14 protein-coding genes and 1 tRNA gene are annotated in these 15,128 nt (G+C 55.4%); 7 read left to right on the plus strand and 8 right to left on the minus strand.

Going from position 1 to position 15,128, the window contains the following annotated elements:
* Window positions 1–30: 30 nt before the first annotated feature.
* Window positions 31–1,005: a phosphate/phosphite/phosphonate ABC transporter substrate-binding protein gene (phnD, locus tag GS612_RS13655; RefSeq protein ID WP_171172652.1), complete on the minus strand. Its 975-nt coding sequence runs from the start codon at window positions 1,003–1,005 to the stop codon at window positions 31–33.
* 58 nt (window positions 1,006–1,063) lie between these two features.
* Entirely contained in the window at window positions 1,064–1,873 is an 810-nt protein-coding gene (locus tag GS612_RS13660; RefSeq protein ID WP_171641074.1) for a DeoR/GlpR family DNA-binding transcription regulator, read from the minus strand.
* Between the two features lie 286 nt (window positions 1,874–2,159).
* Between GS612_RS13660 and GS612_RS13665 the strand changes: the two genes are divergently transcribed.
* From GS612_RS13665 to GS612_RS13685, 5 genes are read left to right on the plus strand one after another with little or no spacing between them, the layout of a single operon-like run.
* Window positions 2,160–2,582 carry an NUDIX hydrolase gene (locus GS612_RS13665; protein ID WP_253286185.1) on the plus strand — a complete coding sequence of 141 codons (423 nt, stop codon included), beginning with the start codon at window positions 2,160–2,162 and terminating at the stop codon, window positions 2,580–2,582.
* A 58-nt stretch (window positions 2,583–2,640) separates the two neighbouring features.
* The gene (locus tag GS612_RS13670) at window positions 2,641–3,666 is read left to right on the plus strand and encodes an ABC transporter substrate-binding protein (protein ID WP_171207080.1); all 1,026 of its coding nucleotides are present in this window, start codon (window positions 2,641–2,643) and stop codon (window positions 3,664–3,666) included.
* A complete protein-coding gene (locus tag GS612_RS13675; RefSeq protein WP_171636063.1) occupies window positions 3,667–5,883 on the plus strand; it encodes an iron ABC transporter permease in 2,217 nt (738 codons plus the stop codon). It abuts the gene before it with no gap.
* Window positions 5,880–6,950 (plus strand): ABC transporter ATP-binding protein, encoded by a 1,071-nt coding sequence (locus GS612_RS13680; RefSeq protein WP_171641076.1) that lies wholly within the window; start codon window positions 5,880–5,882, stop codon window positions 6,948–6,950. Before GS612_RS13675 ends, GS612_RS13680 begins: the two co-directional genes overlap by 4 nt.
* On the plus strand, window positions 6,951–7,517 hold the full coding sequence (locus GS612_RS13685; protein WP_171641078.1) for a histidine phosphatase family protein: 567 nt from the start codon (window positions 6,951–6,953) through the stop codon (window positions 7,515–7,517). It begins immediately after the preceding gene.
* Between the two features lie 3 nt (window positions 7,518–7,520).
* Here GS612_RS13685 and GS612_RS13690 read toward each other — a convergent pair whose 3' ends face one another.
* Window positions 7,521–8,312 (minus strand): inositol monophosphatase family protein, encoded by a 792-nt coding sequence (locus tag GS612_RS13690; RefSeq protein ID WP_171641080.1) that lies wholly within the window; start codon window positions 8,310–8,312, stop codon window positions 7,521–7,523.
* Window positions 8,313–8,662: 350 nt separating this feature from the next.
* A tRNA-Leu gene (locus GS612_RS13695) sits at window positions 8,663–8,748 on the minus strand.
* 386 nt (window positions 8,749–9,134) lie between these two features.
* Here GS612_RS13695 and GS612_RS13700 point away from each other — a divergent pair.
* Window positions 9,135–10,061 (plus strand): MBL fold metallo-hydrolase, encoded by a 927-nt coding sequence (locus GS612_RS13700; RefSeq protein WP_171641082.1) that lies wholly within the window; start codon window positions 9,135–9,137, stop codon window positions 10,059–10,061.
* The gene (locus tag GS612_RS13705; protein ID WP_171641085.1) at window positions 10,058–11,002 is read left to right on the plus strand and encodes an MBL fold metallo-hydrolase; all 945 of its coding nucleotides are present in this window, start codon (window positions 10,058–10,060) and stop codon (window positions 11,000–11,002) included. Before GS612_RS13700 ends, GS612_RS13705 begins: the two co-directional genes overlap by 4 nt.
* A gap of 1 nt (window position 11,003) precedes the next feature.
* On the opposite strand, the gene GS612_RS13710 is transcribed toward GS612_RS13705, so the two are convergent.
* The 4 genes from GS612_RS13710 to GS612_RS13725 form a co-directional block, all read right to left on the minus strand.
* Window positions 11,004–12,062: a YeeE/YedE family protein gene (locus GS612_RS13710; RefSeq protein ID WP_171641087.1), complete on the minus strand. Its 1,059-nt coding sequence runs from the start codon at window positions 12,060–12,062 to the stop codon at window positions 11,004–11,006.
* Window positions 12,063–12,120: 58 nt separating this feature from the next.
* Window positions 12,121–13,344, minus strand: coding sequence for a 5-aminolevulinate synthase (gene hemA / locus GS612_RS13715; protein WP_171641089.1), 1,224 nt, complete (start codon window positions 13,342–13,344; stop codon window positions 12,121–12,123).
* Between the two features lies 1 nt (window position 13,345).
* Window positions 13,346–13,780, minus strand: coding sequence for a DUF302 domain-containing protein (locus GS612_RS13720; RefSeq protein WP_171641091.1), 435 nt, complete (start codon window positions 13,778–13,780; stop codon window positions 13,346–13,348).
* A gap of 81 nt (window positions 13,781–13,861) precedes the next feature.
* Window positions 13,862–15,124, minus strand: a complete 1,263-nt coding sequence (locus tag GS612_RS13725) for an NAD(P)/FAD-dependent oxidoreductase (RefSeq protein ID WP_171641093.1) — start codon at window positions 15,122–15,124, stop codon at window positions 13,862–13,864.
* Between the last annotated feature and the right edge of the window lie 4 nt (window positions 15,125–15,128).

Raw genomic sequence — 15,128 nt, forward strand, 5'->3', positions numbered from 1 at the left:
CCCTTTCAGGCCCGCCGGATTAGTGAAAGGTTATTGGCAGGCGTAGGAAACGCCATTTGCTGCGTCAATTTTACGAATGACGTCCCAGAATTCCTGATAAGTCATCTCGAGGAATTGGCCTTCGTTTGATTTTGAGAACTCAGCTTCAAGTGTCGTCCCCTCCCAATCGAAATTGAAGAAGGCATTGCGGATCTTTTCCTGCAGCTCGGGTGTCAGGTTGTAGACGGTGCCAAACCCAGTGGTCGGGAAAGTCTGCGACTTGTAGATCGTAACGACATCATCTTCCTTGATCACATCGCGCGAGATCATCCGGGATTTTACCGAATTCGCGATCGAAGCCGCTAGGTAATCCTTGTTGGCTACACCCAGGATCGAGTTGTCGTGCTTGCCCGAGTAGACAGGTTCGAAATCGCGTTCGGGCAGAAGATCAAAATCGCTTTTCAAGATCGCCGAGGGCGCTTTGAATCCCGAGTTGGATGTAGGCGATGTGAAAGCCAGTTGCTTTCCCTTGATGTCTTCGACCTTTTCGATGCCCGAGCCCGGATAGGTGATGATCTCCATCTCGTAACCAAAATTTCCGTCCTTCGAAGCCATGATCGTGAACGGACGGAACCCGGCGCAGTTTACCGCCAGTGGGTTGGAACCGGTATTGAAACCTGCAATGTGCAAACGGCCCGAACGCATCGCCTCGATCTGGGCCGCGTTGTTCTGGACTGGAAAAAAGACGACGTCCTTGCCAGTTTCTGCTTTCAAATGGTCAAGAAAATCTGACCACGCGGTTTTGTATACGGCGGGATCTTCAACCGGCGTATAGGCAAAAATCAAAGTGTCGGGATCTATCTGCTCGGAAGGATCCGTGGGGATATCCGCGATCAAATCTCCGTCGGCATCACAAAAACGCTCGTCCAAGTCACCGCGCGGACAATCCTGCGCCGACGCCGTTCCACTTATCGACATGAGCGCGATTGCAGATGCCCCAAGCAATAGTTTGATATCGATCTTCATGTTTTCCTCCCAGTCAAGTGCGGTGCTTTTTGTCCGCCGTTAATCAGTCATCTCATATCTACCCGGCGACGAGAACGTCGACCCGGGCGCTTTCAATGGCGTTATGCAATTCTCCTGTCGGTTTTTTGTCGGTGACTATTGAATCCAGGTCGTCAAGGCCCCCCACTTGAGACAGGCCTTTCCGGCCGAATTTCCCGGAATCAACAAGAAGGTGCCGTTTCTCGGCTCGCGACAGCATTGCTCTCTTTATTGCCGCAAAGCCGCGCACCGTTTCTGAAGGGCCTTCGGTCGAAAACCCCGAGGAACCGATCATGCACCTGTCGACGTTGAAGCGGGACAGAAACTCCAGCGTCTCGGTTCCGATCGTTGCAGACTCGGTTGCCAAGTATTCCCCCGGGCATAACAGCACTTGTGCAGCCCCATGGCCAAGGGTCATGGCTACGGGAATGGAATTGGTGATTACGGTGCAAGATGTGCCAATATAAGCCAGCGCACGTGCCATTTCGATTGTGGTCGAGCCGGAATCGATCATGACCGTTTCGCCGCCCTGGATCAGTTCTGCCGCTGTTGCACCTATCCGTTCGCGTTCCTCAACCTGTGCGTTTGTTCTTTCATCCAAACCCGGATAGTGCCCTTGCGCGGCGGCCGATGCCCCCCCGTGTGCCCGCGCGATCAAGCCATCATTCGACAGGGCATCGAAATCTCTGCGTACTGTCTCGGTGGAGACGTTGAACCGCTGCGCCAGTTCGTTGATGCGAACATGCGGGCGCAGCTTCAGTTCCAGCAATATCTGCTGGCGCCGGTCGGATTTCTTAACCCGGCTGTGGTTCTTTTCAGACATTTTGCCACGCGTTTTGGTTTTGGACATCCGACGACCCAACTAGGTTTCGAAACCCACTTTTGTGGGCTTTCGGTCATAATGCAATATTTTTTGTTGCATAACCCTCGGAAGGTTGTGAGAATTCGAGCGAACACAAGTATTTCGAAGCGTAAAGCAAAGATGCACAGGCTGATCAAATTCAGAATACGAGCCAAGGCAAAGCGTTGACCGGCCAACTTGCCAACAAGACAGCTTCCTGTTCGTTTTTGATCGTGTGGCATTGAGAGGCGGCATGAGCGACACAGAAACGGCAGATCAGATTGCGGCGCTTCCGATGCGCTGGGACAAGACTGGCAAGTTGCGCGTTCTTATGGTCACTTCGCGAGATACCGGCCGGTGGGTTATCCCGAAGGGATGGCTGATGGCCGGCAAAAAGCCATGGCAAGCTGCTGAAATCGAAGCGCAAGAAGAAGCAGGCGCCGTCGGCACCATATCGAAACGGCCAATCGGTCATTTTTTCTATGATAAACGATACGAGGGGCGAAGCAGCGTTCGCTGCCGCGTCACCCTTTATCCGATGGTCGTCGAAAAGCTGAAGCGACGCTGGAAGGAAAAAGGTGAACGTACGCGTCACTGGTTTTCACCGGCAAAGGCCGCAAAGTTGGTTCAAGAAAGCGACCTGTCAGATTTGCTGAACAATCTGACAGACAATCCAGAAGTCAAAATTGTCATAAAGAAACTTCGACAGGCTGCATGAGGAAGGGCATGAAAGAACCGGGAAACCCGGACGCATCAAGCTCAAAGGGAGGAAGAAAATGAGGAAATTGATATCCACAACGGTTGGATCGGTGATCGCCCTGGCTGCGTCACTGTCGGCGGCACAGGCCGACAAGCTGACACTTTATTGTTCGGCGCAAGAAGACTGGTGCCAACTGATGGCGCGCAGCTTTGAAGATGCAACAGGCATCGACGTCAACATGACCCGGAAGTCGTCAGGGGAAACCTTTGCACAAATACGCGCCGAAAGCTCGAATCCGAAAGGGGACGTTTGGTGGGGCGGTACGGGTGATCCGCATTTGCAGGCCGCCGAAGAGGGCCTGACGATGGAATACATTTCGCCGATGCGCGACCAGCTTCATGATTGGGCGATATCCCAGGCAGAAAGCGCGGGCAACAAGACGATCGGCATCTATTCAGGCGCACTCGGCTACGGCTACAATTCCGATCTTATCGCTGCAAACAACCTGCCCGAACCGGCCTGTTGGAAAGACCTGCTGAAGCCCGAATACAAAGGCCACGTTCAGATGGCGAATCCGAACTCATCAGGTACGGCCTATACCACGCTGGCGTCGATGGTTCAGATCTTCGGCGAGGACGAAGGCTTTGAGTTCATGAAGGGCCTGCATTCGAACATCAACCAATATACCAAGTCCGGGTCCGCGCCGATCAAGGCGGCCGGTCGTGGTGAGAACACCATTGGTATCGTCTTCATGCATGATGCTGTAAAGCAGGCGGTTTCAGGATTCCCGATTAAGGTCGTCGCGCCATGCGAGGGCACAGGATACGAAATCGGCTCGATGTCGATTATTGAAGGGGCGCGCAACGTAGAAGAGGCGAAAAAGTTCTATGACTGGGCGCTGTCTCCAGAAGCTCAGAATCTTGCTCTTCAGGTCAACGCGTTTCAGGTACCGTCGAACAAGAACGCAAAAACTTCCGAGAGCGCGCCAGACATGAGCCAGATCAAGCTGATTGATTATGACTTCAAAAAGTATGGGTCCTCGGACGAACGGAAGCGTCTGTTGCAGAAATGGGACGAAGAGGTTTCGACTCTGCCGCAGTAAATGACTGACCGGACTTCAAAAACGACCCATCCGGTCCTGATCTTCTGGATCACGGCCGGGTGGGTCGGATTCTGCCTGTTGCCCTGGTATATGGTCGACGGCGGCCTTTGGTCGTTCGAGTGGCTTTTGGACGGCTATCCATTCGATGAGGATTACGCCCCCGCTGCATTTTTGATCGGGCAGGGCGAAAAACTTTGGCTCGCGCCGCTCCTGATCGCACTGGCCCTGCCGCTTCTGGTGTTGAAGCGCACCAAATCTGATCCAGTTTACGCCCGCATACTGATCCTGTCAGGGGCGCTTGGCTTTGGCTGGCTGATCGCTCAGGGGTTCAGCATTGGCATCAGAGGTTTCAACTTCAACTGGTTGGAGGCGATGTTTGGCGAACTGGGCGACCGTCAGTTCGGCATGGGCTATGGCGCGATGATATGCGCCTCGAGCTTTCTGTTCCTGCTGACTCAGGGGATCGCGGCAAGGGGTGCCATTAATGGTGACGTCTTTGTCGTAAGCGCCATCGGCGGCGTGATTACAATCGTTACTGCGTTTGTCTTTTTCCCCATCGCCAAGATGCTTTTCGCTGCCTTCATCACCGAAGACGGCGCGTATTCCATCGCAGTTTTCTTCTCAAAGTTTTTCGATGATCGACTGTGGGGCCTGGGGTGTTTTCATGGTGCCCGATGCGGTGCGGCCTGGAACTCACTTTTCCTTGCCATCCTCGTTGGCTTCATCACAACGATCCTCGGCCTATGTTTCGCGTTGGTCGTGACGCGTTCGGGTTTCCGCTACAAGCGCGCGTTGCGCGCTCTGACCGTTCTGCCAATAATCACCCCGCCATTCGTGATCGGCCTGGCGCTGATCCTGCTTTTTGGCCTGTCCGGGTCCGTCACCCGGTTCTTTGCCGAACTGTTCGGCACGCAACCGACACGCTGGCTTTACGGAATGCCGGGCATCCTGATCGCGCAGACACTCGCGTTTACGCCAATTGCGTTTCTTGTTCTGATCGGTGTGGTTGAAGGTGTCTCTCCGTCGATGGAAGAAGCGGCGCAAACGCTCCGCGCCAGCAGATGGCAGACATTCAAGACGGTTTCCTTGCCCCTGATGCGGCCTGGTCTTGCGAACGCATTTCTTCTGGGCTTCATCGAAAGCATGGCCGATTTCGGAAATCCGCTTGTATTGGGCGGGAATTTCGACGTGCTTTCGACCGAGATATTCTTTGCCATCGTCGGCGCTCAGTACGATCAAGGCAGGGCTGCGGTTCTGGCCATGGTGCTTCTGTTCTTCACTCTTTCCGCCTTTTACGCGCAGCGTGTCTGGCTGGGGAAGAAAAGCTATACAACCGTCACTGGCAAAGGGGATGCCGGCGTTCATCCGCTGATGCCCACTGGCCTTTCTGTTCCGGTACTGCTCGTCGCTCTGGGCTGGGCGCTGTTCACAATTGTTGTCTACGCGATGATCATTTACGGCAGTGTTGTCGAGCTGTGGGGCGTCGATAACTCGCTGACGATCAAACACTATATCACTGCATTCTCGGTCCGCTTCGAAGAAGAGGGTATTCGCTGGACCGGGGCAGCTTGGGACAGTTTCTGGACCACCATAACCATCGCGGCCATTGCTGCGCCATTGACTGCCGCCGTTGGCCTGGTGACCGCCTATCTGCTGACAAGACAAAGTTTTGCAGGCAAGAACGCTTTCGAATTTGGAACAATGCTGTCCTTCGCCATCCCCGGGACAGTGATCGGCGTCAGCTACATCCTGGCCTTCAACGTTCCGCCGATTGAAATCACGGGTACGGGTGTCATTCTCGTTGTCAGCTTCATCTTCCGCAATATGCCGGTCGGCGTTCGTGCGGGGATCGCGAGCATGTCGCAGCTTGACCGCAGCCTTGATGAATCCTCGCTGACCCTTGGTGCAAACTCGTGGCAGACGTTCCGAAACATCATTCTGCCGCTGTTGCGCCCTGCGATACTTGCCGCGCTTGTATACAGCTTTGTGCGCGCCATGACGGCGATCTCGGCCGTCATCTTTCTGGTCAGTGCAGAATATGACATGGCGACCAGCTACATCATCGGTCGGGTCGAGAACAACGACTATGGCCTTGCGATTGCCTATTCGACGACGCTGATCTTCGTGATGCTCGCGGCGGTCGGCTTATTGCAACTTCTCGTCGGTCGGGTCCAGATTGGCCGACGCACGCAGCACGGAACGGAGACATCGCCATGACCGACACCAAAATCGGTTCCAAGGCCGCCCCGGTACGCTTTGAGAACGTGTCGAAAGTGTTCGGCAAGGATGTCGTTGCCGTCGACAACATCAACCTGAACGTCGAGGCGGGAAAGCTCGTCACACTGCTTGGCCCGTCAGGCTGTGGGAAAACAACGACTCTGCGCATGATTGCCGGGTTGGAAATGGCAAGCTCGGGCAAGATCCTGATCGGAGATCGGGACGTGACCAAATTGCCTGCCACCGACCGTGACGTATCCATGGTGTTCCAGTCATACGCGCTTTTCCCTCACATGAGCGTGCTGGAAAACGTGATGTATGGCCTCACATTCTCGGGTTTTGCAAAGGATGAAGCCCGCAGCCGCGCTCTGAATGGACTGGAACTGGTTGGTCTTCAGGGGTTCGACAGCCGTCTTCCCTCTGAACTGTCAGGGGGTCAACAACAGCGTGTTGCAGTCGCCCGCGCGCTGGTTCTTGAGCCGCAGGTTCTGCTGTTCGACGAGCCGCTGTCCAACCTCGATGCCAAGCTTCGCCGTCAGGTGCGAGAGGATATTCGGGCAATCCAGCAAGATCTTGGTTTGACAGTTGTCTACGTGACCCACGATCAGGAGGAGGCATTGGCGGTCTCGGATGAGATTGTCGTCATGCGTAACGCAGCAATCGCCCAAATGGGCACCCCACGCCAGCTTTACGACGCCCCGAACGACCGATTTGTTGCCGATTTCATAGGCGAGGCAAATCTTTTGGAGTGCCAAATCGTCGAAATCAATGGCGACGCGGCAACGATAGAAATAGAAGGCTACCGCCACACGCTACCACGTCGCGGATTGTCCGAAGGACCTGCAACCATCGCCGTGCGACCCTCACGTCTGGTCATCGGTTCAGACCAAGGCATCCCAGCCACGGTGGCCAAGGCGACCTATGTTGGCGTTCGGATGGAATATACGCTGACCGGTGAATTCGGTCAGGTTTTTGCCGTACACGATGACGTCGATGCGCCGCTTGATCCCGGCACCGAAATCAAAATGGGCTTTGCTGACAAAGGCCCCGTTCTTTTGCCGGATTAAATGCCGAAACTCATTATCATCTCGCACCCCGAGGTCTCTGTCGATCCGGCCGTCCCGATAACTGAGTGGGGCTTGAATGCTGTGGGCCGCAAACGCGCTACTGAGTTTGCATCCAGTGAAGTCTTGTCCAACTTGACGCAGATCTGGACCAGTGGCGAGCGGAAGGCCCGCGAAACAGCTGAGATTCTTGCTGCACCACGAGCGCTACCCGTGAATTGCAACTTGAGTCTTGGTGAGAACGACCGCAGCGCAACCGGTTACTTGCCTCGGGACGATTTCGAGGCCGCGGCCGATGCTTTCTTTGCGCAGCCGGATGCAAGCTATTGCGGTTGGGAAACTGCTGTCGAGGCGCAGAGACGCATTCATCGCGCAGTAACAGAGGTAATCCAGACGCATGATGCCGGGGATCTTGCAATCGCGACCCACGGGGCAGTAGGCACATTGCTTTGGTGCGCACTTTCGGATTGTTTGATAGACCGCAAGTATGACCAGCCCTCGCAAGGCCATTTCTGGCAGGCTGATCTAGCGACGCTCAAACCTGAATCAGGTTGGGTCTCTTTTACCTAGACGTTAAGCGCTCCAAGCGTTTTCTGCGATCTCACGCAACGTCTCGAACACATCTGGTGTGCCTGCGATTACGCGTCCGCCGTCTCGGATCATCGCATCGGCGTTCTGATCCTCGACAACGCCGCCCGCTTCCGCGACCAGCAATTGCCCAGCCAGACAATCCCAAGCATTCATGTGTTCCTCGACGTAACCCAAAAGGCGTCCGGCAGCGACGTAGGCCAACGAAAGCGCTCCGCTGGCATTTCTGTGAAACATCGCCCCGTGCTCGATCAGATCCTCGATCACGGGTAAAACATGACGGCTTTCAATCCGGTTCGAGTATCCTACGGCCACAGTTCCGTCGCGCAACGGCACTCCTGAAGCGACGCGTATCGGTGATCCGTTAAGTGTCGCTGTTTCTCCGCGCGTTGCGACAAATGTTTCATCCACGTTTGGATCATGGATCACGCCAATCTCCGTTTGGCCGTTGGTGACACCAGCCAGAACAATGGTCCATGCTGGAATACCGTTCACGAAATTCGTGGTTCCATCAATTGGATCAATAACCCAGTCAAAGCCACTCTCTCCCGCTACCGCGCCATGTTCTTCACCGTAAACGCCATCTTTGGGCCAAGTTTCCGCGATCTTTTGACGAATGAAAGTCTCAACGCTCCTGTCCGCTTCGCTGACCCAGTCCTGAGCGCCTTTTTGATCAACGACAAGATTGACCCGATCTGCAAAGAACTTTTTGGCCATTACCCCAGCCTGCTTGCAGATTTCGGTGGCAAAGTCTCTGCGTTCTGAAAGTCGGGACATAGGTGCTCCTTTTTCGGTTGGAGAGTTGCCCAGCAACACTGTAGGCCAAGCGAAGACCAGGCTCCAGACTGATCGAGTTTCAGAGCCTATGCGTTCCTCCCTGGATCACTAGTGAATGGTCTACACGCCATTTCAATCGGATCAATCGTTCTTGTGCACCAAGAAAGACCGCAAATTGATGATTCACTAGGGCACAGGCGTCAATCTGGCGAAGGTTGCTGAACTGGAAAGTCTAATCGAAGAAAAGGCCGCCTGATTGGCAAGCATACCTCAACAAGTGTGGCGCAGAATGTGGGGCACGAAAGTTGCCATATTTTATTTGTTTTCTCAAAAACGCTTATACGTTTTTTTGGTGCGGGCGGTGGGACTCGAACCCACACGGGCATACGCCCTTCAGATTTTAAGTCTGATATGTCTACCATTCCATCACGCCCGCACGGCGCAGCCCCTAAGGCCGTGCAATTTCCTTACAAGCACAGCGGGATGAGAACAATGCGCTTTGACGCAGATGAACCGTGATTTTTCGGTGGAAAGCTGGTTCTGCCATCGCAGTCGTTCTGCGGCTGGGCCCCTCCCCTGTTTCGAGGTCACGTAACAATCACCTTTCCGACGTCATCTCTTCCTCGGCAAACCATCATGGCGCGGATTGCGCTGCACGTTCACTTTGCGCATGACCTTGGTGTCGTCTCCATTTACCACCGCTGAAAACCGTTCTTCGCCCATTTACAAAGAAGACCCGGCCGGTTTTCCAACGTCTAGGAATGATCCTTTGTAGGTACTTCCATCGTTTACAAATAATAATATTCATTTTAATGATTGCGTATGAATGGAATTTCTTTGTCCCGACGCAGCTTCCTGTTCAATGCCACGTGTCTTGCGGCACTTGGAGCTCAAGCCAGGATCGTGCAGGCAGAGCTGCGGCTCGGACCTTCAGCCCGAATTACGACCGTGTCAGACGGACACCTGTTATTGCCACCTGATGTTGTTTTCGGAGCCATGCCCAAAGAGGAGGTCGAGCAAATCCTGACCCGCACTCAAGCGGACGCGACCAAGTACGAGCCAGAGTGCAACGTCACGCTTTATCGAGATGATGAAAACACCGTGCTGTTCGATGCTGGAGCGGGGCCGGACTTCATGCCCACATCGGGCAAACTGATGGAAACTTTTGAAGCAATCGGCTTGTCGCCCGAAAGTGTCACGCATGTGGTTTTCACCCACGCGCACCCGGATCATATCTGGGGTGTTCTGGATGATTTCGACGACCTGCTTTTCCCTAATGCGACGCACCTCATTGGACGCAAAGAATGGGATTACTGGTGGAACCCCTCAACGGTGGACACGATAGGCGAAGATCGCACCGCGTTCGCGGCCGGTGCCAAGCGACGATTGGAAGCAATCGAGGATCAGGTCGCGTTCTTCGAGGATGGGCAAGAGATACTTCCGGGCATTGCGGCACGGGCAAGCTTTGGGCACACGCCCGGTCACATGGCTTTTGAGCTTCGAAATGGGAATGAGTCCGTGATGGTCGTCGGCGACGCGCTGGGAAATCCGCACGTGGCCTTTGAACACCCCGATTGGCACAGTGGAACGGATCAGGATCCCCAGGTCGCCGCAGCTGCGCGTTACTCTCTGCTGGATCAGGTTTCCGAAGAGGAAATGAGAATAATCGGCTTCCATTTGCCGAACGGTGGAATTGGCCGCGTCGAAAAGACCGGTTCGGCCTACAGATTCATTGGAGAGGCGTCATGATACGATCATTCGTGATTGCGGTTGCTTTCGTCGCACCAGCTTGGGCAAGCGAGGATATTGCAGACCAGTATCCGCAAAGCGTTCTGTATTCCAAGCCGGTCGAATTCATCCCTGGCGTCTATTCCGCCATTGGCGCAACCGCTCCGCCGACCTACGAAAACTCTGGTCACAACAACAACCTGAGCTTCATCGTAACAGGTGAGGGCGTGGTCGTTGTCAACGGCGGTGCCGCCTATGTCCTTGCCGAGGCCCTTCACAAGGAAATTCAGGCGATTACGGATCAGCCGGTCACGCTTGTCTTCAACGAGAACGGTCAGGGGCACGCGATGCTTGGCAATGCCTACTGGTCGGAAATCGGGGTTCCAATCGTCGCCCATTCGGATGCAGCAGCTGAGTTCGAGGAATATGGCCCTCAGATTCTGGAGGGCATGAAACGATACAATCAGGACAAGGCAGAGGGCACGTTTCTGGCAGGCCCAACCGAGACATTCGATGATGAATACGTGATTGAGATGGGCGACTTCCGGATCGAGGCCAAATACCTCGGACCGGCCCACAGCCCCGGCGATATCTCGATTTGGTTGCCGAACCAAAGCCTTGTCATCGCAGGTGACATGGCATTCCACGAGCGCATGCTGCCGATCTTTCAGGATACCTATACCGCGGATTGGCTGGAAACCTGGGACAACGAGTTCGAGGCTTTGAATGCCACATATGTCATACCCGGGCACGGTCATCCCACGAATATGGATCAGGTGCGCCGCTATACGCACGATTACCTGCTGTATCTGCGAACCAGGATTCAAGAACATATGGATGCGGGCGGCGATCTGACCGAAGCCTATTATGTCGATCAATCCCCCTATGCCCATCTGGACGCGTTCGAGGAGCTGGCAACCAAGAACGCCGGACGCGTTTTCGAACAGATGGAGTTCGAGTAAGTCAGGAATGCTGCAATACCGGCAGCCGCATCAAAAACCTGTGCGTTCCTATCGCCCCAACCCACATGAAGAAAACGGCAAGCCAGGCTGTCAATGACAGGGCGGACCCGCCTGAAAGTCCGGCGCCCACGGCGCAACCTCCGGCCAGCATCGCCCCGAACCCCATGAGGACAGCTCCGACGAGGTACCGTTCCATCGGAGTGTCCGAGCCAAAACGCTCGATCCTCCACTCACCGGAAATGATGGCAGATCCTGCTGCGCCAATGGCCACGCCCGGCACAAGACCGATACCGAAAGACAGCACCACATTTCGCTCTGCAACCAACGCCATCAGCGTGTCTGTGGCCGGGCCGGTAAACGTCACCGAAGACACGGGGACGACCTCAAAGGATGCCAGCGCGATGGAAAACGTCATGAACCATCCAAGCGCCACTGCCCCGCCAACTCCGGCGGCTGTCACGATCTTTGCAGGCGCGACTTTCCTGTGAAGGGCAAACACGATCGACAGGACAAATCCAATTGCGGCAACGGCCGAATAGACCGATGGGGGGAACCCCATTATTTCTGCAAGATCGCGCTCTGCGCCTCCCGAGATGGTCCACAGACCGGAAATCGCTTCACGGGCGGGGCTGAGAACGCCTGTGTAAGCGGCCTGAGCCACCAAGGTCAAAATCAATCCTGTCACAAGTGCTCGCAGATTGCCGCATGATGCCAACACCAGCAGGCGAGAGGCACATCCACGCGCAAGAACCATGCCGATGCCAAACATCGCCCCACCAATAATCGCACCGCTAAGGCTGCCGGTTGACGCGATCGCGCGTGCCTCGGAAAGGTCCAGCAATTCAAGCGAGACAAGCGCCTGTACCAGCGTCAGTGCTGCGGTAAAGGCGATCAGCCAAACCGCCAAGCGGGGGCCAAACTTACCTTCGGCGACTTCCACAGTCGATGCGCGCAAACAAAAATGGGACTTCTGAGCCGTCACGCCGAACAAGATACCGACCAGCACTCCGGCAAATGCCAAGGTGCCCGGGTCTCCCAGCAAATCGATGAGCCTCTCCATGGACAGAAACTCTCACTTCGTTGCGTGTGCGTCCTTGTCTTTGGTCAATTCGTCAGCGTCATTGCGCTGCCATTGGCCTGCGCGCCAATTGGCATTGCGTCCACAACTCGCCCAATGCAGATACCAGCCGGTCCACGTCTTCACAGCTGTGCACCGGCGACGGCGTAATCCGCAGACGTTCCGTTCCTTTGGGAACAGTTGGATAGTTGATGGGCTGGATGTAGATCCCATAGTCACGCATCAGCACATCCGATATGAAGCGGCACTTGATCGGATCGCCGACCATGACCGGAATGATATGGCTTGGGTTCGGTGTATGGGGAATACCCAGATCGTCCAGCCTGTCCCGGACTTCGCGCACGCGCTTTTTGTGCCGTTGCCGCTCTGCATTGCTTTGCTTCAGGTGTTTCACCGAAGCCGCAGCACCTGCTGCCACGGCCGGAGGCAAAGCAGTGGTGAAGATAAATCCGCTGGCAAAGGATCGGACAAAGTCGACAAGCTCCTTCGACGCCGCGATGTACCCACCGACCACGCCGAACGCCTTGCCCAAAGTCCCTTCAATCACGGTCAGACGGTCCATCAGGCCCTCGCGCTCGGCGATGCCCCCGCCGCGCGGACCGTACAACCCGACCGCGTGAACCTCATCCAGATAGGTCATCGCGCCATATCGGTCCGCCAGATCACAGATCGCGGCAATCGGTGCAATATCGCCATCCATGGAATAGACGCTTTCAAACGCGATCAGCTTGGGCGCATTTGCAGGCAGGTCCGCAAGATGTCTTTCAAGGTCTTCAAGATCGTTGTGCTTCCAGATCCGCTTTTGACACCGGCTGTGACGAATCCCCTCGATCATCGAGGCATGGTTCAATTCGTCGGACAGTACCGTGATGCCGGGGATGCGGGATGCCAAGGTTCCCAAGGCCGCCCAATTGGATACATAGCCGGACGTGAACAACAACGCTGCGTCCTTGCCGTGAAGGTCCGCAAGTTCGTGCTCCAACAGCACATGTTCGTGCGTGGTCCCCGAGATATTCCGCGTCCCACCGGCACCTGCACCGCATTTGTCGATCGCCTCGTGCATGGCCGCAAGAACCTTGGGATGCTGTCCCATTCCAAGATAGTCGTTCGAGCACCAGACAGTGACTTTTTCGGGACCATTCCCCGTGTAACTGCGCGCCTTTGGAAACGCGCCGCACTGACGTTCGAGGTCCGCGAAAACCCGGTAGTTTCCTTCGTCTTTCAGTAGACCAAGTTGATCACGAAAATACTGCTGGTAGTTCATTTCAATCCCCAACAGCCTCTTCAACGATTCCGGACAACAAGGTCTGGACTTTTTGCATTGGGCCGTCCGGATAGCTTCGGTATCCTACCTTCACCCCGTCATCGTCCTCGGTCACGAATATCCCGTATGGGCAATAGCCGATATTCATCGGATCTGCTTCCATCACCTCACGCGAAATCTTTGCCGAGCAAAAAATAAAGATGTCCGCCGCCGCGAATATCTGTTTGTCGCTGCCGACATCAGCGCCCGTTCGGTTCAACATTTCGCCAACGTGGCTCACATAGTCGATGACCAACCCCTGCCCGACAATGGCGGATTCGACCGCGAAGGTGGCATCATCAAAACTTCCGTTAAAGGGGGTCGTGATGATATCCTCGGCAAGCCCTTGACTGGCAGAGACTGCAAAAAACGCGGCCGTGATGATTAAGTGCTTCATGATCTTGATCCTCCTCCTGAGCCGCAGTTTCTCAGATTGAGCTTCGGGGGCTTTGACCCGTGTCAAAACCCCCGAGAACTTCTATCCAAACATGTCCGAGGTGATACCGGCATACCAACCCAGCGACTCTTCATACGTTGCTTTTCTCAGATCGGCATCTTCGCCGGTCTGGCTGATGAAGCCGTCCACCTTGGCGATTTTTTCCGGCGTCGCCTCGTAGGTTGCGCCAACCTTCACGCCATCATCCGTGTCGATCAGCGACCAGCAGGTGTTGGAGAACTTGGCCGGGAACACCTTGGATCCGGTCAACGCACCCCGCACGGCATTCGCGCACACTTTCGCCTGACTGTTGGCCGAGAAACCCGATTTCGGCATGTCACCCTGCTGGCTGGCATCGCCCAGGACATAGATGTCCGGATCCGCCTTGGAGGACATGTCCGCGGCGTTCACCGGCGCCCAGTTGCCTTCGGTCACTCCGGCCATTTCGGCAATGCGTCCGGCTTTCATCGCCGGGATCACGTTGCAGACGTCGACTTTGGTCTCTTCTCCGTCGATGGTCACCGTCATCGCGTCCGGGTTTACCGAGACATTTCCACCACCAAAGTCTTCACCGATCCAGTCGACCATGCCTTCGTAATGGTTTGCCCAGCCTTCCTGGAACAATGCCATCTTCGAAAACTTCGGCTTCGGATCCGCCACGATGATTTTCGCGGTGGGATTGTTTACTTTAAGAACATGCGCAACCATCGAGACCCGCTCATAGGGTCCGGGCGGGCAGCGGTACGGGTTTGGTGGTGCAACCATCGCAAAGGTACCGCCTTCGGGCATCGCCATGATCTGAGCTTTCAGAAGCTCTGTCTGCGAGCCGGCCTTGTACGCATGCGGCATCTTGTTTTGCGCCGAGACGTCCCAGCCTTCAACAGCCCCGTCAACAAAATCGATACCCGGGCTGAGGATCAGCTTGTCATACGGGACCGAGCCACCCCCGGCCAAGGATACAGTCTTGGCATCGCGGTCAACACCGATGGCCCAATCGTGGACCACGTTTATCCCATAATCGGCAGCAAGCGTTCCATAGCTGTGCGCGATATCCGAAAGTTCCTGGAACCCTCCAAGATACAGGTTCGAGAAGAAGCAGGTGTAGTAAGTCCGCGACGGCTCGATCAGCGTCACGTCGATCTCACCTTTGCTGTCCTTCGCAATATAACGGGCAGCCGTAGCGCCGCCTGCACCGCCGCCGACAACAACGACCCGGGGCCTGCCCTGAGCCAGAACCATCGGTGCAGATAATCCGGCTGCCGCCACCCCGGCGGCTCCTAGAAATGTACGTCTATTGAGTGTCATCGCG

It is taken from the genome of Ruegeria sp. HKCCD6157, assembly GCF_013110685.1.
Taxonomy (GTDB): Bacteria; Pseudomonadota; Alphaproteobacteria; order Rhodobacterales; family Rhodobacteraceae; genus Ruegeria.

Bases quoted from the DNA above. Each gene is read 5' to 3' on its own strand.
- GS612_RS13685 (WP_171641078.1), top strand. From the start codon at position 6,951: ATGCCGAAACTCATTATCATCTCGCACCCCGAGGTCTCTGTCGATCCG.
- GS612_RS13690 (WP_171641080.1), bottom strand. From the start codon at position 8,312: ATGTCCCGACTTTCAGAACGCAGAGACTTTGCCACCGAAATCTGCAAG.
- GS612_RS13665 (WP_253286185.1), top strand. From the start codon at position 2,160: ATGCGCTGGGACAAGACTGGCAAGTTGCGCGTTCTTATGGTCACTTCG.
- GS612_RS13700 (WP_171641082.1), top strand. From the start codon at position 9,135: ATGAATGGAATTTCTTTGTCCCGACGCAGCTTCCTGTTCAATGCCACG.
- phnD (WP_171172652.1), bottom strand. From the start codon at position 1,005: ATGAAGATCGATATCAAACTATTGCTTGGGGCATCTGCAATCGCGCTC.
- GS612_RS13720 (WP_171641091.1), bottom strand. From the start codon at position 13,780: ATGAAGCACTTAATCATCACGGCCGCGTTTTTTGCAGTCTCTGCCAGT.
- GS612_RS13675 (WP_171636063.1), top strand. From the start codon at position 3,667: ATGACTGACCGGACTTCAAAAACGACCCATCCGGTCCTGATCTTCTGG.
- GS612_RS13670 (WP_171207080.1), top strand. From the start codon at position 2,641: ATGAGGAAATTGATATCCACAACGGTTGGATCGGTGATCGCCCTGGCT.
- GS612_RS13660 (WP_171641074.1), bottom strand. From the start codon at position 1,873: ATGTCCAAAACCAAAACGCGTGGCAAAATGTCTGAAAAGAACCACAGC.
- GS612_RS13705 (WP_171641085.1), top strand. From the start codon at position 10,058: ATGATACGATCATTCGTGATTGCGGTTGCTTTCGTCGCACCAGCTTGG.
- GS612_RS13710 (WP_171641087.1), bottom strand. From the start codon at position 12,062: ATGGAGAGGCTCATCGATTTGCTGGGAGACCCGGGCACCTTGGCATTT.
- GS612_RS13725 (WP_171641093.1), bottom strand. From the start codon at position 15,124: ATGACACTCAATAGACGTACATTTCTAGGAGCCGCCGGGGTGGCGGCA.
- hemA (WP_171641089.1), bottom strand. From the start codon at position 13,344: ATGAACTACCAGCAGTATTTTCGTGATCAACTTGGTCTACTGAAAGAC.
- GS612_RS13680 (WP_171641076.1), top strand. From the start codon at position 5,880: ATGACCGACACCAAAATCGGTTCCAAGGCCGCCCCGGTACGCTTTGAG.